The sequence below is a fragment of the Streptomyces sp. NPDC107528 genome (assembly GCF_055639295.1).
This window is the reverse complement of sequence record NZ_JBVKAV010000005.1, coordinates 1-22247: the sequence shown is the minus strand read 5'-3', so window position 1 is coordinate 22247 and position 22247 is coordinate 1. Positions and strand designations below refer to the sequence as shown.

21 protein-coding genes are annotated in these 22247 nt (G+C 70.7%); 15 read left to right on the top strand and 6 right to left on the bottom strand.

All coding sequences use genetic code 11. The features are described from left to right. Nucleotide 1 precedes the first annotated feature (1 nt). Both ACZ7L5_RS17060 and ACZ7L5_RS17055 read left to right on the top strand, forming a co-directional pair. Nucleotides 2-2818 carry an NHLP bacteriocin export ABC transporter permease/ATPase subunit gene (locus ACZ7L5_RS17060; protein WP_471517401.1) on the top strand — a complete coding sequence of 939 codons (2817 nt, stop codon included), beginning with the start codon at nucleotides 2-4 and terminating at the stop codon, nucleotides 2816-2818. A gap of 212 nt (nucleotides 2819-3030) precedes the next feature. Next, nucleotides 3031-4572 carry an alpha/beta fold hydrolase gene (locus ACZ7L5_RS17055; RefSeq protein ID WP_471517399.1) on the top strand — a complete coding sequence of 514 codons (1542 nt, stop codon included), beginning with the start codon at nucleotides 3031-3033 and terminating at the stop codon, nucleotides 4570-4572. Between the two features lie 6 nt (nucleotides 4573-4578). Here ACZ7L5_RS17055 and ACZ7L5_RS17050 read toward each other — a convergent pair whose 3' ends face one another. Then, complete coding sequence (locus tag ACZ7L5_RS17050; protein ID WP_471517397.1) at nucleotides 4579-5109, bottom strand: SRPBCC family protein; 531 nt, start codon at nucleotides 5107-5109, stop codon at nucleotides 4579-4581. 6 nt (nucleotides 5110-5115) lie between these two features. After that, on the bottom strand, nucleotides 5116-5457 hold the full coding sequence (locus tag ACZ7L5_RS17045; RefSeq protein ID WP_471517396.1) for an ArsR/SmtB family transcription factor: 342 nt from the start codon (nucleotides 5455-5457) through the stop codon (nucleotides 5116-5118). Between the two features lie 135 nt (nucleotides 5458-5592). Here ACZ7L5_RS17045 and ACZ7L5_RS17040 point away from each other — a divergent pair, with 135 nt between their 5' ends. From ACZ7L5_RS17040 to ACZ7L5_RS17020, 5 genes are all read left to right on the top strand, one after another. After that, nucleotides 5593-6600, top strand: coding sequence for a Ppx/GppA family phosphatase (locus ACZ7L5_RS17040; RefSeq protein WP_328877466.1), 1008 nt, complete (start codon nucleotides 5593-5595; stop codon nucleotides 6598-6600). 102 nt (nucleotides 6601-6702) lie between these two features. Continuing rightward, nucleotides 6703-7737 carry an iron-containing redox enzyme family protein gene (locus ACZ7L5_RS17035; protein WP_471517395.1) on the top strand — a complete coding sequence of 345 codons (1035 nt, stop codon included), beginning with the start codon at nucleotides 6703-6705 and terminating at the stop codon, nucleotides 7735-7737. Beyond that, nucleotides 7738-8412, top strand: a complete 675-nt coding sequence (locus ACZ7L5_RS17030; protein ID WP_471517394.1) for a HemK2/MTQ2 family protein methyltransferase — start codon at nucleotides 7738-7740, stop codon at nucleotides 8410-8412. Continuing rightward, entirely contained in the window at nucleotides 8393-8599 is a 207-nt protein-coding gene (locus ACZ7L5_RS17025; RefSeq protein ID WP_328877469.1) for a CDGSH iron-sulfur domain-containing protein, read from the top strand. The genes ACZ7L5_RS17030 and ACZ7L5_RS17025 overlap by 20 nt, the downstream gene beginning before the upstream one ends. A gap of 142 nt (nucleotides 8600-8741) precedes the next feature. Further along, nucleotides 8742-9191 (top strand): STAS domain-containing protein, encoded by a 450-nt coding sequence (locus ACZ7L5_RS17020; protein ID WP_471517393.1) that lies wholly within the window; start codon nucleotides 8742-8744, stop codon nucleotides 9189-9191. A 198-nt stretch (nucleotides 9192-9389) separates the two neighbouring features. Here ACZ7L5_RS17020 and ACZ7L5_RS17015 read toward each other — a convergent pair whose 3' ends face one another. Next, nucleotides 9390-9824, bottom strand: coding sequence for a protease inhibitor (locus ACZ7L5_RS17015; protein WP_328877471.1), 435 nt, complete (start codon nucleotides 9822-9824; stop codon nucleotides 9390-9392). Nucleotides 9825-10150: 326 nt separating this feature from the next. Here ACZ7L5_RS17015 and ACZ7L5_RS17010 point away from each other — a divergent pair, with 326 nt between their 5' ends. The 5 genes from ACZ7L5_RS17010 to ACZ7L5_RS16990 all read left to right on the top strand — a co-directional run bounded on the left by ACZ7L5_RS17010 (nucleotide 10151) and on the right by ACZ7L5_RS16990 (nucleotide 15430). Beyond that, nucleotides 10151-10711, top strand: a complete 561-nt coding sequence (locus ACZ7L5_RS17010) for a hypothetical protein (RefSeq protein ID WP_471517392.1) — start codon at nucleotides 10151-10153, stop codon at nucleotides 10709-10711. Nucleotides 10712-10913: 202 nt separating this feature from the next. Then, nucleotides 10914-12524, top strand: a complete 1611-nt coding sequence (locus ACZ7L5_RS17005; RefSeq protein WP_471517390.1) for a purine-cytosine permease family protein — start codon at nucleotides 10914-10916, stop codon at nucleotides 12522-12524. Continuing rightward, entirely contained in the window at nucleotides 12521-13213 is a 693-nt protein-coding gene (locus ACZ7L5_RS17000; RefSeq protein ID WP_471517389.1) for an alpha/beta fold hydrolase, read from the top strand. Before ACZ7L5_RS17005 ends, ACZ7L5_RS17000 begins: the two co-directional genes overlap by 4 nt. A 73-nt stretch (nucleotides 13214-13286) precedes the next feature. Beyond that, nucleotides 13287-14456: a lactate 2-monooxygenase gene (locus ACZ7L5_RS16995; RefSeq protein ID WP_471517387.1), complete on the top strand. Its 1170-nt coding sequence runs from the start codon at nucleotides 13287-13289 to the stop codon at nucleotides 14454-14456. Continuing rightward, nucleotides 14453-15430: a 2-hydroxyacid dehydrogenase gene (locus ACZ7L5_RS16990; RefSeq protein WP_471517386.1), complete on the top strand. Its 978-nt coding sequence runs from the start codon at nucleotides 14453-14455 to the stop codon at nucleotides 15428-15430. Before ACZ7L5_RS16995 ends, ACZ7L5_RS16990 begins: the two co-directional genes overlap by 4 nt. Nucleotides 15431-15822: 392 nt before the next feature. Here ACZ7L5_RS16990 and ACZ7L5_RS16985 read toward each other — a convergent pair whose 3' ends face one another. The 3 genes from ACZ7L5_RS16985 to ACZ7L5_RS16975 form a co-directional block, all read right to left on the bottom strand. After that, complete coding sequence (locus ACZ7L5_RS16985; protein WP_471517385.1) at nucleotides 15823-17439, bottom strand: RICIN domain-containing protein; 1617 nt, start codon at nucleotides 17437-17439, stop codon at nucleotides 15823-15825. Nucleotides 17440-17938: 499 nt separating this feature from the next. After that, on the bottom strand, nucleotides 17939-18319 hold the full coding sequence (locus ACZ7L5_RS16980; protein WP_365059738.1) for a toxin Doc: 381 nt from the start codon (nucleotides 18317-18319) through the stop codon (nucleotides 17939-17941). A 3-nt stretch (nucleotides 18320-18322) separates the two neighbouring features. Beyond that, nucleotides 18323-18568 (bottom strand): hypothetical protein, encoded by a 246-nt coding sequence (locus ACZ7L5_RS16975; protein WP_048578995.1) that lies wholly within the window; start codon nucleotides 18566-18568, stop codon nucleotides 18323-18325. Between the two features lie 206 nt (nucleotides 18569-18774). Between ACZ7L5_RS16975 and sigJ the strand changes: the two genes are divergently transcribed. The 3 genes from sigJ (at nucleotide 18775) to ACZ7L5_RS16960 (ending at nucleotide 22115) form a co-directional block, all read left to right on the top strand. Further along, the gene (gene sigJ / locus ACZ7L5_RS16970; RefSeq protein WP_471517384.1) at nucleotides 18775-19701 is read left to right on the top strand and encodes an RNA polymerase sigma factor SigJ; all 927 of its coding nucleotides are present in this window, start codon (nucleotides 18775-18777) and stop codon (nucleotides 19699-19701) included. Next, nucleotides 19698-21179 carry a cytochrome bc1 complex cytochrome b subunit gene (qcrB, locus tag ACZ7L5_RS16965; protein ID WP_471517383.1) on the top strand — a complete coding sequence of 494 codons (1482 nt, stop codon included), beginning with the start codon at nucleotides 19698-19700 and terminating at the stop codon, nucleotides 21177-21179. Before sigJ ends, qcrB begins: the two co-directional genes overlap by 4 nt. Before the next feature lie 153 nt (nucleotides 21180-21332). Next, entirely contained in the window at nucleotides 21333-22115 is a 783-nt protein-coding gene (locus ACZ7L5_RS16960) for an acyl carrier protein (RefSeq protein WP_471517381.1), read from the top strand. Nucleotides 22116-22247 lie beyond the last annotated feature (132 nt).

Genomic DNA, 22247 nt, shown 5'->3' with positions numbered 1-22247 from the left:
GATGACTGCCGTCCACGAGGGAGACCTCGTTCTCAACGCGCTCGGGCAGATGGGCACGCGCATCGACTGCGCCGGGCACAACCGACTCGACCTCGAAGGCCCGCAGGTGCTGTGGCTGGTCGCGTCCGGCGCCGTCGACCTGTTCGCGGTCGACGCCGGGCAGCAGGGCCACTGGCACCACCTCGGCCGCCTGGAGGCAGGCTCCCTGCTGCTCGGGCCGGTCCCGGGACCGCAGCACACCCTGGTGGCCCGCCCGCTCAGGGACTGCGTCGTGCACCGGATCGGACTGCGCGAGCTGTACCAGCCCGCGAACACGCAGACCTGGTCCTACGACGAGTACGGCAACCCGCAGTACGTCCCGCCGCAGACGAGCCCGCTGGAGTACGCCCTCGCACTCGGCGTCGGCCGCAGCCTCACCGTCCTCTTCCAGGCACCCATGGCCACCGAACGGGCGGCCGAGGTCACCGACGACGACGTCTTCTGGATGCAGGTGCCGCCGGGCAGTGTGCAGTACGGCTCGCTGTACGGCGCCGAGGCCGCCGCCGATCTGCTGATGGACCCGGCGGTCTGGCAGTCCATGGTCGACCAGCAGTACCGCCTGCTGACCACGCTGGACCGCTGGATCGAGCAACTGGAGCGCACCCACGAGTCGCGCACGGCGGAGGGCATCAAGGCCGGCGAGGCGGTGCGCGTCCAGGCCGACCGGACGCTGCTGGCATCCATCGGCAAGCGCAGCGACAAGCGCACGACGGCCGCCGACGCGGACGCCAGCTACGCGGCCTGCAAGCTGGTCGCGCGGGCGGCCGGGATCACGCTGGCCGAGCCCGCGCAGAGCGGCACCGAGAGCGACCGGCTCGACCCGGTCGAGCGCGTGGCCATCGCGTCGCGCGTGCGCACCCGGGCCGTACGGCTGGACGGACCCTGGTGGCGGGACAACGTGGGGCCGCTGGTGGGTCACCGGGCGCTGTCGGGTGCGCCGGTGGCGCTGCTGTGGCGGCGCGGCGGCTATGTCGCCGTGCATCCGGCGACCGGCCGTGAGACGCCGATCGAGAAGGCCAACGCGGAGGAGTTCGAGCCGCGTGCGGTGATGTTCTACCGGCCGCTGCCCGATCGCGCGTTGAGCCCGCTGCGGCTGCTGCGGTTCAGCATGCGGGGCACGCGCGGCGATCTGACGAACCTGCTGATCAGCGGCCTGGTCACGGTCGCGATCGGTGCGCTGGTGCCGGTCGCGACGGGCAAGGTGCTCGGCGAGTTCGTGCCGAAGGCCCAGACCGAGCTGATCGTGCAGTTCTGTCTGGCCGTGATGATCAGCAGTGTCGTGGCCGCGGCGTTCATGCTGTTGCAGAACATGACGATCCTGCGCTTGGAGGGCCGTATCGAGGCGACGCTTCAACCGGCCCTGTGGGACCGGCTGCTGCGGCTGCCGACGAAGTTCTTCACCGAGCGCTCGACCGGTGAGCTGGCGAGCCAGGCCATGGGCATCAGCTCGATCCGCCGTCTGATGGCCGGGGTCGGCCCGGTCGTCGCGCAGTCGGTGACGGTCGGCGCGATGAACCTGTCGCTGCTGTTCTGGTACAGCGTGCCGATGGCGCTGGCGGCGATCGGCATGCTCGTCGTCATCGCGGGGGTGTTCCTGGGGCTCGGGCTGTGGCAGGTGCGCTGGCAGCGGCGGCTGGTGGTGCTGAGCAACAAGCTGAACAACCAGGCGTTCCAGACGCTGCGCGGGCTGCCCAAGCTGCGGGTCGCGGCGGCCGAGAACTACGCCTACGGGGCGTGGGCGGACCAGTTCGCGCGCAGCCGGGAGCTCCAGCAGAAGGTGGGGCGGATCAAGAACCTCACCACGGTGCTGGGTGCGGTGTATCTGCCGCTGTGCACGCTGCTGATGTTCATGCTGCTCGCCGGTCCGGCGCGCGGCTCGATGTCGGCGGCGGCGTTCCTCACCTTCAGCACCTCTGTGACGATGCTGCTGACCTCGGTCACCCAGCTGACCGGAGCGTTCGTCTCGGCGGTGGCCGCGCTGCCGCTGTTCGAGGAGATCAAGCCAGTGCTGGAGGCCACGCCCGAGGTGCGCACGGCGAGCACCCGGCCGGGGCCGCTGACCGGTGCGATCGAGGCGCGCCGCCTGTCCTTCCGGTACTCGGACGACGGCCCGCTCGTCCTCGACGACGTCTCGTTCGACGTGCGGTCGGGCGAGTTCGTGGCGATCGTCGGCCCCAGCGGTTGCGGCAAGTCGACGCTGCTCAGGCTGCTGATCGGCTTCGACAAGCCGGTCTCGGGCAGTGTGCTGTACGACGGTCAGGACCTGGCGGCGCTCGACCAGTCCGCCGTACGACGACAGTGCGGGGTCGTGCTCCAGCACGCGCAGCCGTTCACCGGGTCCATCCTCGACGTCATCTGCGGTACGGAGCCGTACACGCCGGAGGAGGCGATGGCGGCGGCCGAGATGGCGGGGCTCGCGGAGGACATCAGGCGGATGCCGATGGGGCTGCACACCATCGTGTCGGGCAGCGGCGCTATCTCCGGCGGGCAGCGGCAGCGTCTGATGATCGCCCAGGCCTTGATCCGCCGCCCGCGCATCCTCTTCTTCGACGAGGCGACCAGCGCCCTCGACAACGAGACGCAGCGCACGGTCATCGAGAGCACCAAGGCCCTCAACGCCACCCGCATCGTCATCGCGCACCGTCTGTCCACGGTGCTGGACGCCGACCGCGTGATCGTGATGGAGGACGGCAAGGTCGCCCAGCAGGGCCCGCCCGCACAGCTGCTGGCGGACACGCACGGGCGGCTGCACGAGCTGGTTCGGCGCCAGATGGCGTGATCCGTGGGTCGGGCCGGAGCCGTGGCAAGTCCGGGGCGGTCTCAGGGGTTCGGTCGACAACCCCTGAGGCATCTCCCCCACACGACCCCGACCACGACCCGGTGCCTTCCCTGATTCCTGTCCTGAACGGTTGTGACCCCGAGTGGATCACTGCCACGTTCGATCATGCGGGCATTCCCGTGATCCGTTCGCAGGACCTTTGGAAGGACTTCATGCACCCACGAATCAGAGGGCTCACCGGAGTGCTCGCCGTCGGACTACTCGCCGGATCGCTCACCGGAGCGTCGACGCCGAGCGTGGCGGCGGCGCAGTCCGACCCGCCGGGCACAGAGTCGACGAAGCAGCAGGCGATCGACTGGAAACCGTGTCCCGAGGACGCCACGGCGGAATGCGGCACCTTGCGCCTGCCGGTCGACTGGGCCCGGCCGTCGGGCGAGACGTTCGATCTCGCGGTGGCCCGTCGCAAGGCCACCGATCCGGCTCGCCGGATCGGTGTGCTGCTGGTCAACCCGGGTGGACCGGGCGCTTCGGGTGTGGACTTCGCCCTGGACGACGCCAAGTCCCACTTCAGTCCGGGCATCCAGGAGAGGTTCGACGTCGTCGGGTTCGACCCGCGGGGCGTCGGCCGCAGCCACCCGGTGATGTGCTCCACCGAACTGCTGCGCCGACAGCCGTCGGTCTACCCCCGCAACCAGGCGGAGTTCGATCGGCTCGCCGATCACAACCGCGCGTTGCGCGAGGACTGCCGGCGGCACACCGGTCCGCTCTTCGACCACGCGGACACGTTGAGCGTCGTGCGGGACATGGACGCGCTGCGCGGGGCGCTCGGCGAGAAGAAGATCAACTACTTCGGCCACTCCTATGGCACCTTGATCGGCGAGCAGTACGCGGAGGAATACGGCGACCGGATCCGGTCCATGGCGCTCACCGCGAACATCGACCACAGCCTCGGCGCCCGGGAGTTCCTGGTCTCCTCCGCTGCCGCCGCCGAGGACTCGTTCCAGGAGTTCGTGAAGTGGTGCGACCGCACCGGCTCCTGCGCCCTGCACGGCCGTGACGTCACGGCCGTGTGGGACGGACTGCTCGCCCGGGCGGACCGGGGGGAGATCCGCGATCCGGAGCATCCCGACCGGGTTTTGACCGCGCACGAGATCACGTTCGACGTCTTCAGGATGTTCTACGGCCCGGACCGGGAGGAATTGGCCACCTATGTGGCGGGCCTCGACGCGCAGGAGCCGCCCGAGCGGCAGCGACCCGTGCAGCCTCGGCAGGTCCGGCCGTCGCCCCCGCAGGGAGCGGACGAGCAGACTGAAGCGGAGCCCTTCTACGCGGTCTTCTGCCAGGACTGGCGCTTGCGCGCGAAGGACTACCCGGAGTACGCCAGGCTGACCCGGGCCGAGATGCGGGCCGCACCGCACATGCGCGGCACACCACGCGTGCATCCCGCGGTGGCCGGCTGCATCGGCTGGCCCGACGAGGTGAACAACCCGCAGCACCGCCTGCGCATCACCGACGCGCCCAGGATCCTCATGCTGCATGCGCGGCACGACCCGGCGAACCACTTCTCGTGGGCGGCCAACGTGCACCGCCAGACCCGCGGGACGACCGTCCTGCTGCCGTACGAAGGCGCCGGACACAGTGTCTACGGCCGCAGCGACTGCACCCGTCACGCCGTGGACGACTACCTCACGGAGCTGAGAATCCCGAGCGCCGGGAGCAGTTGCGCGCCTGCCACGACGAACACGACGAGCTGATCGCGCTCAGGCGTCCAGGCCCGGGACCGGAGCGCCGGAGGGCAGACCTGCGGCCACATAGCCGTCGTAGAACTCCTTCCAGGGCGCACCGGCCCCGGCGTGCGGTCCCTCGAAACGGACCCCGCGCGCATGCGCGTCGAGGGCGGCCAGGCAGACCTCCCAGCCGGCGCCGTTGCGGGCGGCGGTGTTCTCGGCGACCAGGACGTTGGTGAGCGTGAAGCGGGTGCGCCCCTCGTCCAGGGCCTCCAGGTCGAAGTGGACCTCGTCGCCGCCCCACTCGAAGGACAGGTGCCGGGGCGCGTCGACGGCGATCACCCGGCCCGTGGAGTCCTCCATGTTCGGGTCGCCGCTGAACTTGACGGTGCCGCCGGGGCGCAGCTCGATCTCGGCGCGCGAGGGGAACCAGTGGGCGAGTTCGTCGGCATCGGTCACGAACTGCCAGACGCGCTCGACGTGATGGGCGTAGGTGCGGCTGAAGCGGACGGCCGGGCGGCCGTCGTCCAGGGTCAGATAGGTGCCGGTGAGGTCGGCGGTCATGGTGGATCAGTCCTTCGTGGTGGGTTCCTCGGAGTCGACCGACGTCTGGTCGAGGCGGCGGCCCAGCCTGTCCAGGCTGGTGTTCCACAGCTTTCGATACGGGGCCAGCCAGGCGTCGAGCTCGGCGATGGGCGCGGGATCCAGTGCGTAGACGCGGCGCTGCGCGTCCTGTCTGACCTGCACCAGGCCCGCCTCCCTGAGCACCTTCAGGTGCTTGGAGGTGCTCGGCTGGCTCAGCCCGCATGCCTCCACGATCTCGCCGACGGGCCGGGACCGCTCCAGGAGCAGCGCGACGATGGCCCGTCGGTGCGGATCGGCGAGGGCGGTCCAGAGCGAGGCGTCGGCCATGGATTCAATATGCCTCGGCGGTTATATTCCAGTCAAGGAATACACAGGCTCCGGAGTGCGGCGCTTGTGTCATTGGCGACGGCGCACAGTGGCTGACCCCGTTGCTTGCACGAGGAAACGGGTACTTCCGCATTCATGCGAATCAGTGTGGTGGACGTGGGGTCGAAGACGGTGCGGCTGGTAGTGGCCGACGCGGCGGACGGGGTGCCGCTGCCGGTGCACACCGCCAAGTGGCGACTGAGGCTGTCGGAGCAGGTCAGGCCCGGGGAGGCCATCCCCGAGGAGTGCGTCGAGCGATTGGTCGACGCCGTCGCGGCGGCGCAGCGCACCGCCCACAGATGGGGCGCGACCGCTCCCTTGGCCTTCGCGACCGCCGTGGTGCGTGCCTCCCCGAACCGACAGGAGGTACTGCGTACGGTGCGGACGCGGACCGGGGTGAGCCTGTGCACGCTGCCCGGCGAGCTGGAGGCCGAGCTCACGTTTCTCGGCGCGCGACGGTGGATGGGCTGGCGGTCGGGGCCGCTCGCGCTGCTGGACATCGGCGGCGGCTCACTCGAAGTGGCCTTCGGGCGCGGCCGGTTGCCCGACTTCGTGGCGTCACTGCCGCTGGGTGCGGCCCGGCTGACCCATGAGTTCTTCACCGGCGAGGACCCTCCGACGGCGGCACAGGTACGGGCGCTGCGCCGCAAGGTCCGCCATCAACTGCGGGACGTCGCGGCCCGGATCCGCTGGGAGGGACCTCGCACGGCGGCGGTCACCTCGCGCACGTTCCAGCAGCTCGGCCGCCTGTGCGGGGCGGCACCCGGGCGCCACGGGCCGTTTGTGGAACGGCGGTTGGAGCGCTCCGCCCTGCGCGAGGCCGTCGGCCGCCTGGCCGCGCTGCCCACCACCGAACGCGCCCTGCTCCCCGGCATCTCCGCGCCGCGCGCCGAACAGAGCCTGGCCGGCGCGGTCGTGGCGCACACGGCGATGAAGCTGACCGGCCTCAGAACGGTCACCGTCTGCCCGTGGGCGATCCGCGAGGGAATCATGCTGCGGCACATCGAGGACGGCGCGTCCTGGTGGGCGGAGGTGTCCCGCCTCGAGGAGGAGGACGCCCGCGCCGACCCGGTGCCCCTACGGATCGCACCCGCGACCAGCTGAACGCGACGAGTGAGGCACAGACACCCGTGCCCGAAGGCAGCAAGCAGTCACAGGACGGCTGGCCGTACGGGTGGCCCTGCACCCAACGGGTACTCGGCGGCCATGGCACACGACGTCCACAGGGCAGGCGGCGGCGAGGGGCCCCGGCTGCCGTCCGCGCGAGGCGGCGTTTCCGCCGCCGTGCAGGAGTATCTGCGGGGTGACGGGCCACCGCCCCGGCGCCTGGACGTCGCACGCGGGGACGTCTACGGCGACGATCTCCAGCTGGCCCTCTACCTCTGCTACGAGCTGCACTACCGCGGTTTCGCCGGCGTGCCCGAGCACCTCGAGTGGGACCCCGAGCTGCTGCGTGTCCGCGCCGCGCTGGAGCACCGCTTCCTGACCGCCCTGCGCGCGGACACCGACGCCCACGACAGCGTCGAGGACGCGCTGGCCGACCTCCTCGTCGAACCCGTCGAGGGCACCGGCGTCAGCCACTACCTCTGCGCCGAGGGCGAGTTGTGGCATGTGCGCGAATACGTGACCCAGCGGTCCCTGTACCACCTCAAGGAGGCGGACCCGCACGCCTGGGTGCTGCCCCGGCTGTGGGGCAGGGCAAAGGCCGGCATGGCGGCGGTGGAGTTCGACGAGTACGGCGGCGGCCGCGCCGACCGCGTCCACGCACGCCTGTTCGCCGACCTGATGGCGGACCTCGGCCTGGACACGACGTACGGCCGGTATGTCGACGAGGCGACCGCACCAGCCCTGGCCACGGTCAACCTGATGTCCCTGCTCGGACTGCACCGGGCACTGCGCGGAGCGCTCGTCGGTCATTTCGCGGCCGTCGAGATCACCTCGTCGCCGGCGTCCCGGCGGCTGGCGGAGGCGATGCGCCGCACGGGCGCCGGGCCCGCCGCCGAGCACTTCTACGACGAGCACGTCGAGGCGGACGCGGTGCACGAACAGGTCGTGCGCCAGGACGTCATCGCAGGTCTGCTCGCCGAGGAGCCGCACCTCGCCCCCGACGTCGCCTTCGGCATCGACGTCACCGGCCACCTGGAGGACCGCTTCGCCGAGCAGCTGCTCGGCGCCTGGCGTGCGGGACGATCGTCGCTCCGCGATCACCACCAACGGTCCGGGATCTCCCTTATTTCCTGAATGCCGGGGTACCCGGGCGTCGTGAAGCCACTTGTGCCGCCGGGTGTGTACCCCCCTCAGGAAGACACTGATCTGCTCGTCGACGCCCTGCTCGACGAACCGCTGCCGGACGGCGCGGACGTCCTCGACGTGGGGACAGGTTCGGGCGCGTTGGCGATCGAGGCGGCGCGGCGCGGCACGCGGGTGACCGCGGTGGACGTGTCATGGCGGGCGGTCTGCACGGCGCAGCTGAACGCCTGGATGGCCCGTCTCCATGTCCGCATCCTGCACGGCAACCTCTTCACGCCGGTGCGCGGGCAGTCCTTCGATCTCATCCTGGCCAATCCGCCGTACGTCCCCGCACCCGACACGGGCCGCGCACCGCACGGTGCGGCGCGGGCGTGGGACGCGGGCCGGGACGGGCGGCTCGTCCTCGACCGGATCTGTCTGGAGGCGCCCGCCCTGTTGCGTCCGGGCGGGGTCCTCCTGGTGGTGCACTCCGCGCTCAGCTCCCCCGGGCGGACCGTGTCGCATCTGCGCGACGCAGGGTTGAAGGCTTCCGTGACCCGGCGTCGCGTCGTCCCGTTCGGCCCGGTGCTGCGCACGCGGGAGGGCTGGCTGCGGCAGCACGGCCTGCTGTCCGCCCCGGATCAGAGGGAAGAGCTGGTGGTGGTCCGTGCCGAACTCCCGGTCTGACGAGCCGCGCCGGATCAAGGTCCAGCGCCAAGGTCCTCTCCTGGTGGAGGGCCCGGTAGAGGTGGAGCTGGAGGACGGCACGATCGTCTCCTCCGACCGCTTCCGCGTGGCCCTGTGCACCTGCCGGCGCAGCCGCCGCTACCCGTGGTGCGATACCAGCCATCGCGACCGGACCAGGGAGCGCTGAGCCCGCACACGCGAAGTCAACCGTCTTGGACGAAATTCAGAAGTCGAGTGAACCACGTCTTGCGCGCGGTGCCGTAGGGATGCTCACGCTCGACCCCGGGTAACTACCGTGATCAGTGCGCCCTTGCCGAGGTGGAGCGGACATGACGCCGGACGCCGACGACCGCGCCTCCCATCCGACCGAGGGTCCGGCCGCGGGCTTGCCCCGGTCCGTGCCGCCCACGGCGAACACCCATGCCCGCACCCGCAGACACGGCCCGTTCACCGTGGTCGAGGTGGCGGGGGAGATCGATCTGGTGACGGCGGCCCTGGTCACCGAGCACCTGGACGAGGCGACGGCGCGACCGGAGTCGGATGTGCTGGTCGATCTGCGGCGGGTCGACTTCTTCGACTGCTCGGGACTGCGTGTCCTGTGCCGGGCCGAAACGCGCGCCAGGTACCGCGGCGGACGCCTGCGGGTCGTATCGGACGCGCCGCGTATACGGCGGCTGTTGCGCGGCGCCGGCCTGCTGGACCGGTTTGCGCTGCTGCCGGGGATCCCCGGCGAAGAGGGGATCCCCGGCAGAGAGGGGGTCCCCGGGGAAGACGGGTGATCCGTATGCCCCCACGGCGACGGTCACCCGTATCCCCCGGGAAGTCGGTCGTTCGGAAAAAATCCGAGGTGCCGACCGGGCGGCCCCACTCCGCCCGGCCGACCCCCGGTGCGAGATCGCCGGGGCCCCTTCGGCAGGCTCACACTCCCCATCCGCGAGCCGCTGCCGAACTGCACGAGGCCGTGCGATCCCGGTCCCCTAGAACGCGAAGAGGCTGGTCCCGTAGGAGCTCTTCACGCACTCGTTTGCGAAGGTGCGCTGATAGGAGACGCGCTGGCCCTGCCAGACCCCGTCGACCGTGACGAGCACAGGGTCGTACTGCTTGGTACACAACACCCCGTCTCTACTCCCGAGGGCGTCGAAGTTCCCGCCCACACTGCGCAGTTCACCGCACGCCGAGGCGGCGTCGGGATGTGTGCCGGAGGAGGTCGGGGCGCAGCTCAGGGTGACGGCACGCACCGGCGTCGTCATGGTGGCGTCATCGCCGTGGGCCAGGGTGAGCACCAGGGCCGAGGGGGCGTACAGGGAGGCGGGCGCAGGGTCCGGGGCAGCCAGGGCGGATCCGGTGAGGGGTCCGCAGACGGCGGTGGCCGTGAGAGCGAGGGTCGCTGCCCAGCGCGCGGTGTTCCGCATTGTGTGCATCCTTCCGCTTGAGTTACAGGGTGTGACGACTCCGGCGCGATCGGTGCCGAAGCGACGAGCGGGAGTCTGCCGAGTCCGGCGCCGAAACTCACATCGACACCACGAGTTTCAGTAACCTTGCGTATTGAAACAGTGGCGTGAAGTAACGGAGTTCGAACGTTCCAACGCCGAAACCTGGCGGTTCTTGATCGTTCCAAGTCGCCGAGTGGCCGGATCTCGCACGCTCATTAATAGGCCTGAAACATTCCGGTTGAGCCCTCGGCTGACACGCCCCGGCGCCCCTTGCGTTCACGGTCGAGCCGAGTAATCGTGATTACATGAGTACCAGCGAGCAACGAGAGAAACTGCGCGGCTGGTTCGCCGGCCGCCTGCCCGACGACCTCTTCGAGGAGCTGACCGAGGTCACGGTCGACCGCGAGGAGATCACCGTGATCGGCCGCATTCCCGCACCTCACCTGGCCGAGGGTGGCTCGGCAGCCGAGCGGGAGGCAGCCGTGGAGGGCCGCATCCAGGAGTTCCGGGAGCGCACCCGGGAGACCCGGATCGAGGTGGCACGCGAGGCGGAGCACCGATTCCGCAGAAAGGTTTCCTGGGGCGTGGAGTGCGACGGTGAGCGCGCTATGTTCACGCACATCGCCGCCCCCGTGATGACGCGGCTCCGGCAGCCCGAGCGCCAGGTCCTCGACACCCTGATCGCCGGCGGCGTCGCCCGCAGCCGCAGCGACGCCCTCGCCTGGTGCGTACGCCTCGTCCAGCGGCACACGGACGACTGGCTCACCGAACTGCGTGAGTCACTGGAGAACGTCCAGCGGGTGCGGGCACAGGGGCCGGACGCATCGGACACGGACGCGGAGGAGGCACCCGAGGACGGCGACTGATGGAGGTTTCGTCCAGGCACGGCACCGAAGGTGGATGAACCGTCCTCTGGTGCAGCTCCGGCGGACCGCCTTACCGTCTGCAGACCCCCGAGAGGACGGCGTCCGCGCTGCCCGCACACCCCAGCGGCAGCGGCCGGCACCGGCCGTCGGTCCCGCCGCGCCACAACGCGCTCCACCGCCCCGCCCACGCTGGAGCCCTCCCTTGCCCCCACAGTTCCCAGCGGCCTCACCGGCCCGACCCCCCTCCCCCGCCCCGTCCTTGACGGAGGTCGAGGCCCACGGCGTCGACCGCATCCCCGACGCCGAACGCAGCGCCTCCCCGCTGGACCTGTTCCGCCTCGCCTTCGGCGGCGCCAACACCTTCTCCACCTGTGTCCTCGGCGCCTTCCCGATCCTGTTCGGCCTCTCCTTCTGGCAGGGCCTCGCGGCCACACTCCTCGGGGTCGTCGCGGGTGCGCTGATCCTGTGCCCCATGGCCGTGTTCGGACCGGTCAACGGCACCAACAACGCGGTCTCGTCCTCCGCGCACCTCGGTGTGCACGGCCGCGTGGTCGGCTCGTTCCTGTCCCTGCTGACGGCCGTCGCGTTCTTCTCCATCTCGGTGTGGAGCTCGGGTGACGCCCTGGTCGGCGGCGCGCACCGGCTCTTCGGCCTGCCGCGCGGCGACCTGTCGTACGTCGTCGCGTACGCCCTGTTCGCGGGGCTGGTTCTCGCGGTGTGCGTGTACGGATTCCGCTTCATGCTGTTCGTCAACAAGGTCGCCGTGCCCGCGGCGAGCGTGCTGTTCCTGCTCGGTGTGGTCGCGTTCGCCGGTGACTTCGACCCGTCGTACACAGGCGTCTTCACCGGCTCCGCGGACGCGGCGACCCGGTCGCTGTTCTGGCCGTCCTTCATCGGCGCGGCTCTGATCGTGCTGTCCAACCCCGTCTCCTTCGGGGCGTTCCTGGGCGACTGGTCGCGCTACATCCCTGCGAGCACCCCGCGCCGCAAGGTGATGGGCGCCGCGTTCCTGTCGCAGATCGCGACGCTGCTGCCGTTCGTGTTCGGCCTGGCGACGGCGAGCATCATCGCCACGAAGGTCCCTGAGTACGTCGACCCGGGCGCCCCCGACTTCGTGGGTGGCCTGCTGGCGATCTCGCCGGGCTGGTACTTCCTGCCGGTGTGTCTCCTGGCGCTGATCGGCGGCATGGCGACGGGCACGACCGCGCTGTACGGGACCGGGCTCGACTTCTCCTCGGTGTTCCCGCGCCTCTCGCGGGTGCAGGCGACGCTGCTGGTCGGCGCGTTGTCGATCGTGTTCATCTTCATCGGGCGGTTCGGACTGAACCTGGTCCAGTCGATCTCGACCTTCGCCACCATGATCATCACCTGCACCACGCCGTGGATGGTCGTGATGATGCTGGGCTACTGGACCCGGCGCGGCTGGTACGACCCCGACGCCCTTCAGGTCTTCAACCGCCGTCAGCGCGGCGGCCGTTACTGGTTCGCGCACGGCTGGAACTGGCGCGGCATGAGCGCGTGGTGGGTGGCGGCGCTGCTGGGCGTGCTGTTCACCAACATCCCGGGCCAGTTCGTCGGACCGCTGGGCGATCTCGCGAACGGGGTGGACATCGGCCTGCCGTTGTCGCTGGCAGTCGCCGCCGTCCTGTTCCTGACGCTGCTGCGGCTGTTCCCCGAGCCGCGGGCGGTCTACGGCCCCGAGGGTGCGCGACTGGCCCGTACCGTCGAGGTTCCCGTGCCGCCGATCACGGGGCCGGGCGCTTCGGGCGACGACGGGGCATTGTCAGACCCGTCGACTACGTTGCGGGCATGACTCATTTCGTGTTGGTGGCGGGGGCGTGGCTCGGTGCGTGGGCGTGGGACGAGGTGGCGGGCGAGTTGCGCGCGGCCGGGCACGACGCCCATCCGCTGACGCTGTCCGGCCTCGCCGAGAAGGCAGGTCTCACCGCCGGGCAGCGGACCCACGTCCAGGACATCGTGGCGGAGGTCGAGCGCCTCGGTCTGCGGGACGTCGTCCTCGTCGGACACAGCTATGCCGGGGTGCCGGTCGGGCAGGCGGCCGAGCGGATCGGGGACCGGCTGAGGCATGTGGTGCTGGTCGACGCCAATGCCGCGGTCGACGGGGAGTCGTTCCTGTCGGGCTGGCCGAGCGACGAGGTGCGGGCGGCGATCGAGGACAACGGCGGCGTCTGGCCACCGCTCGCAGCGGACGACTACGCGGGCCAGGGCCTGTCGGACGGACAGATCGCCCGCATCGTGGGCGCCAGCCCGCACCCGGGGGCCACGCTGACCGAACCGGCGGTCATGCCCCGCCCGCTGAGTGAGCTTCCGGGCCTCTACATCAAGTGCCTGCTCGACGGCGACGAGCCGATGCCCGCCGCAGCCGAACTCCTCAAGAGCGACAGCTGGGAACTCGTGACCCTGGACACCGGCCACTGGCCGATGTTCTCCCAGCCGCGCGAACTGGCACGCATCCTGCACGAGTCGGTGGCGAGCCCCTGATCCACTCCCCCGCCTACCGGTCGGTATGGTCGGCGTACAGCGCGTTCTCAGTGACGAGAGGCGGGGCCTACGCATGGGCAAGCACTGGGCGGACTTCCAGTACGAGATCTATCTGAACGGCATGACGGGCGTCGTACCCCGGCTGCCCACCGATCTGACCCGGCTGGAGGAGCTGACCGAGCAGCGCCTCGGTCCCGGTCCCGTCGGCTATGTGGCGGGCAGCGCGGGCGACGGCAGCACCGCCCGCGCCAACCGGGCATCGCTGCGGCGGCGCCGGATAGTGCCACGCATGCTGCGGGACGTACACGAACGGGACCTGTCCGTGGAGGTGTTGGGCCGCGCCCTGCCCGCTCCGGTGGCGCTGGCGCCGGTCGGCGTGCTGTCGATCATGCACCCGGACGCCGAGTGCGCGGCGGCGCGGGCAGCCGCCGCGCAGGGCGTGCCGTTCACCCTGTCCTCGGCGTCCAGCACCCCGATGGAGCAGGTCGCGGAGGCGATGGGGGACGCCGAACGCTGGTTCCAGCTGTACTGGCCGAAGGACCCGGAGGTGGCCCGGAGTTTCCTGAACCGGGCGAAGGCGGCCGGCTTCACCGCCCTGGTCGTCACCCTGGACACGCCGATGCTGGCCTGGCGACCGCGCGACCTCGACCAGGCATATCTGCCGTTCCTGCATGGCGTGGGGACCGCCAACTACTTCTCCGACCCGGCCTTCCAGGCGGGCCTGGCCAAGCCCGTGCACGAGGATCCGAACGCGGCCGTCATGCACTTCGTCGGCATGTTCTCGGACCCCGCGAAGACCTGGCCGGACCTGGCGTTCCTGCGGGAGAACTGGGACGGCCCGATCGTCCTGAAGGGCGTGGTGCACCCGGACGACGCCCGCGCGGCGGCCGACGCCGGGATGGACGGCGTCGTCGTCTCCAACCACGGCGGCCGCCAGGTCGCCGGCTCCGTCGGGGCGGCCGACGCTCTCCCCCGGGTGGTGGCGGCGGTCGGCGACCGGCTGACCGTGCTGTTCGACAGCGGCGTGCGCACCGGCGACGACATCTTCAAGGCCCTCGCGCTCGGCGCGCGGGCGGTACTCGTCGGACGGCCGTACGTGTACGGGCTCGGCCTCGACGGACAGGCGGGCGTCGAGCACGTCATCCGCTGCCTGCTGGCCGAACTCGACCTCACCCTCGCTCTGTCCGGGCACGCCACCCCCGCCACGATCGGCCCCGCCGACCTCATCGAGGAATCCGTATGACCGCCACGAAGAACGTCCTCGCCGTCATCTCGCCGCACGTGGGCGGGCGGGACATCGGAGCCGGACTGGCCACCCTCTTCCCCGAGGGCGCGAACGTCACCGTCGTCGAGGCGGCCGGCGAGGACCCGGCCGCGCTGCGCTCGGCGCACGTCGTCATCACCGCCCTCGCCCCGGTGGCCGGCGAACACCTCGCAGCTGCACCGGAGTTGGAGCTCGTGCAGTGCGCGAGCCACGGCTTCGACTACGTCGATGCGGAGGCGGCGCGCGAGCGCGGAGTGCGGGTGTGCAACATCGGCTCCAGCGGCGCCGAGGCACAGAACGTGGCGGAGCAGACCTTCGCCCTCATGCTCGCGCTGGCCAAACAGATCGTTCCCGCCCACACCGCGCTCGTCGAGGCCGACTGGGCACTCCCCCGGCTCCAGCACTCGCTGACCGAACTGTCCGGCAAGACGCTCGGGATCGTGGGCCTGGGCCAGATCGGCCGGCAAGTCGCGCGCCGCGCCGCCGCGTTCGACATGAGTGTGGTCTACGCCGGACGGCGACGGCTGCCGCCCGAGACGGAGGCCGAGTTCGGCGGCGCCCGCCATGTCCCGCTCGCCGACCTGCTGCGCACGTCCGACTACGTCTCCCTGCACACCCCGCTCACCGACGAGACCAGGCTCCTGCTGAACGCCGAGCGGCTGGCGCTGCTCAAGCCGACGGCGTTCGTGATCAACACAGCGCGCGGCGCCCTGATCGACCAGGACGCCCTCGCGGACGCACTGGAGAAGGGCGCCGTGGCCGGGGCGGGCATCGACGTCTTCGACCCCGAACCCCCCACCCAGGCCCTGCGCCTGCTCCGCGCCCCGAACGTGGTGCTGTCCCCCCACGTCGGCGGCGTCACCCGCGAAACCCTCGTCCGCATCGCCCTGGCCGCCGTCCAGAACGTGACGGACTTCCTCTCGGGCGGGGCGCCTCGGGATGTCGTGAACTAGGGGGTTCACGGGTGCGTGGGAGCCCGGGGATGTGGCTGGGGCCGGCCCTGCTCCTGGCAGCCGGGCCTGGCGCCTCTCCGCTCAGTGCGGCGGCGGGCCGGGCGGTCGGCGGTGGGGCGGCTCAGGCCACGTCGCCCCACGCGTCCCACCGCCCCGGCTCCCGCCCCGACCCGGCCCCAACCCAGCCCGCCCGCCCATCCGGACCTCAACCCGTCCAGACCTCGGCCCGACCCGGCCCCAAACCGGTGGCGGCCCATGCCCCACACCGCCACGGCGGCGCAGCCCGGCCCCCCGCGGCCCCAGCCGCTTCGGCGGTGAGCGCCCCGACCGCAGGGACCGTCAGAACCGCCGGCCCCTGCCGCCGAGCGCGCTCGGCGCGAGCCGCCCCCGCCCTACGCTCTCTCCTCCCCCAACCGCACCGACCGCGCCCCGGGCGTCTCGGCCTGCGCGCTCGACAGCGACCCGGGGCTCGCCGATGTCGCCGGATCGGTGAGCCAGCGCTGCGTGTCGGAGCCCTCGCGGACCTTGACGACGATCTCGGCGTCGGCGTCCGCCGTCGTGGCGGCCAGGGCGAGCCGCTCGTCCCAGCGGGGCAGCAACTCGCCCCGCACGGTGAGGTCGTAGCGCACGTCGTCGGCCCGTTCGGAGTCCTCGTCGGCGCACTTGCCCAGGATCACCACGCCGGCGTCCACGTGCGAGTCCAGGCACAGATCGGGTTCCACCACGCTGCGCAGCCTGCCGTCCTTCTCGTACGACCACTGCTGGGTGTCGTCGGCCGAGCACTCGGCCAACCTGGTCCCCGCCCCTTCCTTCGGCTCGCCCCGGATGTCGAGGCACAGGTCGGCGTCGGCGTTGCGCAACCTGGTCCGCCGCGGGGCGTTGGGGAGTTGCGCCGTGCCGGGCGGTGCGGAGGACACGGCCGGGGGCAGCTGGGATCCGGCGCCACCGCCGGTGGCGGATGCGGCCGGGTCGACCCCGTCGTCGTCGGACAGCAGTCCCGCCGCGAGCATGATCGCGATCAGCCCGGCCGAGGCCAGGCCCACTCCCGTGAGCAGCGTCCGCGAGGAACGCGGTGCGCCGGGCGGCCTGCGAACCTGCGCGGGGATCCGCGACAGCAGACCACGGCGTCCGGCGCCGTGCCGCGCGGAGCCGCGTGGGCGGGGTCCGTCGGACTTGGTACGCCCCGGTCTGGTGTCGAGATAGCGGCGTGCGCCCCAGCCGAGTACCGCCTCGGCGATGAGTACGCCCAGCCCGCCCTCGAAATGGCTCAGTTGTTCGGCGGCGTCACGGCAGTAACGGCACTCCGTCAGATGCTGCTGCACATCCGGCAGCAAGGCGCCGCCCCGGCGAATCGGGACGTCAAGGAGGCGGTTGTAGAACCGGCAATCCTTCGTCGGCGCGAGTTCCCGATGAGCATGTACACAACCTTCGCGGAATTTATCACGCGCTTGTTCGAGGGCGACCGAGGCGGTAACGGCATCCATGCCCAACAGGCCGGCGGGCACGCTTACCGGCTCGGCCTCCACCTCGGTATGCCAGAGCAGACAACGGGCAAGTCCCGGAAGTGCCTGGAATGACCGATCGGCGAGTTTCCGATTTTCGGGCGTCATGGACTTCGCGGTACGCATACCGCGCCCGCCCGCTGGTTTCCCCAGCTCCGGCAGAACGCTCGCTATTCGCTCGTCCGCCGACCACTGCCGCACCGCGTCCCGGACGGCGACGAGGAGCCTGGGTCGAAGGGCGGTGGCCGGCTCGCCAAGCGTCAGGCGGTCGAGGACCTGGTGGAAGGCGGCGGCGGTGACCATGTCGGCGGCGGTCCCGGGGGAGGCGAGGCAGATCACCGCGTACTCGTGGGCCGGTTGCCAGTGCCGCGCCATCAGCAGCGCGACGGAGGGAGCGGCCTCGCCGTCCGGACGGCCCCGGAGCCGGCCGGCAAGACCTTCGTCGGATTCCTCCGGAACCCCGCCGGGCGGCGGGTAAGGAGGACGAGGGGGGTGGGGGGTGGGCACTGAACGTTTCCTTCCCACGCTCATGACGCAGAGGTTCTGATCGCCGAAAAGGCCCGAGCGACTTGGTGTGTACCTCTTCGGCATGGGCGCGGGGAGCAGGAATTCACCTAAGCCCATCCGCTCCGGTTCCCCACGGAACGTTTGAGCTCCGGCCTTTTCCACCCCCCACGGGTGGTTCACCCTCGCACAGCGCACGGATGGCCAACAAGACACTCGGGCAACATCCGCCCCTTTGAAAGAAAGTCAGAAACGGCGACAACTGGCCACCCCTGCGTGAGCTTTCGACATTCCATGCGCCCCGTGTGAATCTCCCGCACGCGCCGGAGCACCACGCGCGCTCCCCGGCGCGCACGTCGGCGTAGTCCACTGGGAGCGGCCTCTCGGAAGGCCCCGCGCGGGACGGCGGCACTCCTGCGCGCAACGGGCCGCCGACCCCGTTCCTCCCGCCCTCGGTCGGCGGCCCCCGGCGGCGGGGAGAACGGGGACCGGTCGGCAGGCCTCAGATCTGCCAGGAGCGCAGCCGGTCGGCGGCGCCGTACACGTCGGTCTTGCCGGAGATGAGGTCACGTGCGAGGTCGACGAGGGCGCCGTAGGGCGGGTCGATGCCGACGCCGCTGACGAACATGTACGCCACCGCGGACGCGCAGGCGAAGCGGGCGTTGGCCGAGGGGAGCGGCTTGAGCAGGGCAAGGGTGTGCAGCAGGGCTGCGGCCCGCCAGGCCGGGTCGGAGTCGATGCCCAGGCGGGGCGGATCCACGCGATGGCGGGCGACGGCGGCGACGAGCGCGGAGAAGTCGTTGACCGTGGGCTGGTCGGGCAGGACCTCTTCGTGACGCTGGAGCAGCCAGGGCACGTCGATGTGAATGACGGGGGGTGCCATGAGTCAGGCAGCCCGCCCCTCGCCCTTGGCGGACGGTTCGTCGTCGGGGAAGGCGGCCGCGAATTCGTCGGCGTGCGACGCGAAGAACCGGCGGAACGCCTCGGCGCCCTCCTGCAGCGCCCGGTGCCGCGCTATGTCGGCCGCGGCGGCCTCCCGTACGAGCGCCTTCATCGACGTACCGCGTTCCTTGGCGATCTGCCGCAGGTCCTCTAGCTCGCGGTCGCTGAACTCCACATTCAGAGCTGGCATGCCTTCACGGTACCGCTCGGGTACTTACGCGTAAATACCCGCAGGTCAAGCGTGATCCATGCCGGTACCAGACGGGGTCGGGACGCCCGGGTGGGCAGGCGCGTACCGCCGCGAGGCCGAGACGTGGGTCACATTCCTCGGTGGGATGTCACATTCCGGCCCCTGGCGGACCTCGCAGTAGTGAGCGCGCACTGGGAGGCCCACGCATGTCCGACACCCCCATACCCGTAACCGACGACGCGACCGGCGTCTTCGTCGAGCATCGCGAGCTGATGTTCGGCGTCGTCTACAACATGCTCGGCAGCGTCGCCGACACCGAGGACGTACTGCAGGAGACCTGGCTGTCGTGGACGGCGCGCAACGAGGGCGCGCCGCTCGTCGGGGTCGGCAATCCGCGGGCTTATCTCGTGCGGATCGCCGTCAACCACGCGCTGACCCGGCGGGCCGCGATCAGCCGCCGCCGGGAGACGTACGTCGGCCCGTGGCTGCCCGAGCCGCTGGTCGCGGACGGCGAGGACGACGCGGCCGACGATCCGGCCCTGCGCACCGAGTCCGTGTCGCTGGCGATGCTGGTCGTCCTTGAGTCGCTGACGCCGCTGGAACGCGCGGTCTTCGTGCTGCACGAGGTGTTCGGGTACCCGCACACGGAGATCGCGCAGATCATCGACCGCAGCCCGGCGGCCGTACGGCAGCTGGCGCATCGCGCGCGGGGGCATGTGCATGCGCGGCGGCCGCTGTACGAGGCGCATCCACGGGTGCGGCGGGAGGTGACGGAGCGGTTCGTGCGGGCCGCGGTGGGCGGGGACATCGCCGCGCTGATGGAGATCCTCGCGCCGGACGTGACGGTGTGGACGGACGCCGGCGGCAAGCGGAAGCCGGCGGCACTGCGTCCCGTGCACGGCAGGGACAAGGCGCTCCGGTTCTTCGGCTCGTACGCGAGGAAGGGCGGCGCGGGAGGGCTGCGGCTGGGCTGTCGGCGCGTCAACGGCGACGACGCCGTGGTGCTGTTCCAGGGCGAGGAGCCGTACGCCGTCCTGGTCCTGGATCTCACGCCGGACGGCGACCGGGTGTCCGGTGTCTACGTCATCAGCAACCCCGACAAGCTGACCCACGTGCGCCGGGAGGAGGCGTGAGCGCCCGGGAGCTGCCCGCGGGCCGGGGTGAGCGGGTGGCGGACTGGTTCGACGGGCGGCTCGGCATCCACTCGCTCGGCCGGAAGTACCTGCGGAAGGTCTTCCCCGACCACTGGTCCTTCCTGCTCGGCGAGATCTGCCTGTACAGCTTCGTCGTCCTGATCCTGACGGGCGTGTACCTCACCTTCTTCTTCCATCCGTCGATGAACGAGGTGACATACCACGGCAGTTACCTACCGCTGAACGGCGTCCGCATGTCCGAGGCGTACGCCTCCACGCTGGACATCAGCTTCGACGTGCGGGGCGGGCTGCTGATGCGGCAGCTGCACCACTGGGCGGCGCTGGTCTTCGTCGCCGGGATGATCACGCACATGATGCGGCACTTCTTCACGGGGTCGTTCCGCAAGCCGCGGGAGATCAACTGGCTGCTCGGCTGGACCCTGCTGTTCCTGGGCCTGTTCGAGGGCCTGTTCGGCTACTCGCTGCCGGACGACCTGCTGTCGGGGACGGGCCTGCGGTTCGTCAACGGGGCGCTGTTGTCCGTCCCGATCGTCGGGACCTATCTGTCGATGTTCGTGTTCGGCGGGGAGTTCCCGGGCCATGACGTCGTCGCCCGCTTCTACTCGCTGCACATCCTGGTGATCCCCGGCATCATGGCGGCGCTGGTCGTGGCGCACGTGCTGCTGGTCGTGTACCACAAGCACACACAGTTCGCGGGTCCCGGACGCAGCGAACGCAACGTCGTCGGCGCCCCGTTCATGCCGGTGTACCTGGCGAAGGCGGGCGGTTTCTTCTTCCTGGTCTTCGGCGCCCTCACTCTGATCGCGGCGGTGGCGTCGATCAACCCGGTCTGGTCGTACGGCCCTTACCGCGCGGACCAGGTCTCCACGGGCGCCCAGCCCGACTGGTATCTGGGCTTCGCGGAGGGGCTGGTCCGCATCATGCCGGGCTGGGAGATCACCCTTGGAGGCCACACGCTCGTCCTCGGAGTGCTGATCCCGGTCGTGGTCTTCCCGCTGCTGCTCGTCTTCATCGGCGTGTATCCCTTCCTGGAGGCCTGGATCACCGGCGACAGGCGCGAGCACCACCTCCTCGACCGCCCCCGCAACCGCCCCGTCCGCACCGGCATCGGCGCGGCCTGGATCAGCCTCTATCTGATCCTCCTGGCCGGCGGCGGCAACGACATCGTGGCGACCCGGCTCCATCTGTCGATCAACGCGGTGACCTGGGCGGTCCGCATCGCTGCGCTGACCGTCCCGGTGCTCGTGTTCATCGTCACCCGGCGCATCTGCCTGGGGCTCCAACTCCAGGACAGGGAGCGGGTGTTGCACGGCCGGGCGACCGGTGTGATCAGGCGTCTTCCGCACGGCGAGTACGTCGAGGTGCACAAGCCGCTGGACCGGGCCGCACTGCACACCCTGACCGCCCACGAACGACCGGGCCAGCTCATGGAGCACGAGGCGCAAAGGAACCAGTAGGTGACCTGCCACCGAACACCGGGTGCACGAGCGGTGCATATCTGAAATGCCGTACAACCACCGGTGACGTCCCGGATGTCACACCCATGCCGGCACACCCCCGCATGCTCCCGGCACGACATCACGCCTCACCACAACGGAGTTCACGTGCGTATGCGCTTAACAGCCGCCCGACCGATCGCCGTGGCGGCCCTCACCCTGCTCGCGAGCGCGGTGGTCGTCCCGTCCGCCCACTCGGCGGACCGGGACTACACGGTGACCCTCACCACCAGCACCGACACCACCGACTTCGACCACCGCACGGTCGACCTGACCGGGACCCTGACCGGTCCGGACGGGAAACCCGCCGCGAACCATCCGGTCCAGCTCGAGCAGTCCGTCCTGTTCAAGACCTGGAACCCGTGGGGCGACCCCATCGACCCGACGGAATGGGAGACCCGCAGCCTGGGCACCGTCCGTACCGACTCCGAGGGACGCTTCAAACTGGAGGACGTGCCGGCGGACCGCTGGGACGCCCAGCCCAGCCACTACCTCGACCCCCGCCACGAGGTGATGTTCCGTGCCATGTACGACACGGACGACCCCACCGACGGCCAGATGGCGTTCGCGGACGCGGAGGTGAGCGTCCAGCCCGTCGCGAGCTCCCTGAGCCACCGGGTCAGCAACATCATCGTGCGCGCCGGTATGCGCCTGACCGTCACCGGCAGGGTCACCTGGCCCGCCGGGCACGGGCCGGTCGAGGGCACCCGGGTGTTCCTGCGGCAGTACTACGAGAACGAGTACCAGGCGCAGGCCACCACCGACGCCGCCGGCAACTTCACGATCAACACCACGGTCCGCGGCTACGACAACGAGTTCGTGCTCTTCTCGGCGCCCAAGGACTACTACATATCGGGTGCGACCAAGGAGCTCCCGATCAAGAACATCACCCGGTAACAGCCTCCGGTCGCTGCCGTGCGTCCGCCGCCGTGTCTCGCGGCGGCGGAGGCAAGGACCGGCTGGGGGGTGTCCCTTATCGGGCACGAAGGAGGGCACTCGAGTCGGGGGCTAGATCCCGTTTGTTGTTTG

Bases quoted from the DNA above. Each gene is read 5' to 3' on its own strand.
- ACZ7L5_RS17060 (WP_471517401.1), top strand. From the start codon at position 2: ATGACTGCCGTCCACGAGGGAGACCTCGTTCTCAACGCGCTCGGGCAG.
- ACZ7L5_RS17055 (WP_471517399.1), top strand. From the start codon at position 3,031: ATGCACCCACGAATCAGAGGGCTCACCGGAGTGCTCGCCGTCGGACTA.
- ACZ7L5_RS17050 (WP_471517397.1), bottom strand. From the start codon at position 5,109: ATGACCGCCGACCTCACCGGCACCTATCTGACCCTGGACGACGGCCGC.
- ACZ7L5_RS17045 (WP_471517396.1), bottom strand. From the start codon at position 5,457: ATGGCCGACGCCTCGCTCTGGACCGCCCTCGCCGATCCGCACCGACGG.
- ACZ7L5_RS17040 (WP_328877466.1), top strand. From the start codon at position 5,593: ATGCGAATCAGTGTGGTGGACGTGGGGTCGAAGACGGTGCGGCTGGTA.
- ACZ7L5_RS17035 (WP_471517395.1), top strand. From the start codon at position 6,703: ATGGCACACGACGTCCACAGGGCAGGCGGCGGCGAGGGGCCCCGGCTG.
- ACZ7L5_RS17030 (WP_471517394.1), top strand. From the start codon at position 7,738: ATGCCGGGGTACCCGGGCGTCGTGAAGCCACTTGTGCCGCCGGGTGTG.
- ACZ7L5_RS17020 (WP_471517393.1), top strand. From the start codon at position 8,742: ATGACGCCGGACGCCGACGACCGCGCCTCCCATCCGACCGAGGGTCCG.
- ACZ7L5_RS17015 (WP_328877471.1), bottom strand. From the start codon at position 9,824: ATGCGGAACACCGCGCGCTGGGCAGCGACCCTCGCTCTCACGGCCACC.
- ACZ7L5_RS17010 (WP_471517392.1), top strand. From the start codon at position 10,151: ATGAGTACCAGCGAGCAACGAGAGAAACTGCGCGGCTGGTTCGCCGGC.
- ACZ7L5_RS17000 (WP_471517389.1), top strand. From the start codon at position 12,521: ATGACTCATTTCGTGTTGGTGGCGGGGGCGTGGCTCGGTGCGTGGGCG.
- ACZ7L5_RS16995 (WP_471517387.1), top strand. From the start codon at position 13,287: ATGGGCAAGCACTGGGCGGACTTCCAGTACGAGATCTATCTGAACGGC.
- ACZ7L5_RS16990 (WP_471517386.1), top strand. From the start codon at position 14,453: ATGACCGCCACGAAGAACGTCCTCGCCGTCATCTCGCCGCACGTGGGC.
- ACZ7L5_RS16980 (WP_365059738.1), bottom strand. From the start codon at position 18,319: ATGGCACCCCCCGTCATTCACATCGACGTGCCCTGGCTGCTCCAGCGT.
- ACZ7L5_RS16975 (WP_048578995.1), bottom strand. From the start codon at position 18,568: ATGCCAGCTCTGAATGTGGAGTTCAGCGACCGCGAGCTAGAGGACCTG.
- sigJ (WP_471517384.1), top strand. From the start codon at position 18,775: ATGTCCGACACCCCCATACCCGTAACCGACGACGCGACCGGCGTCTTC.
- ACZ7L5_RS16960 (WP_471517381.1), top strand. From the start codon at position 21,333: ATGCGCTTAACAGCCGCCCGACCGATCGCCGTGGCGGCCCTCACCCTG.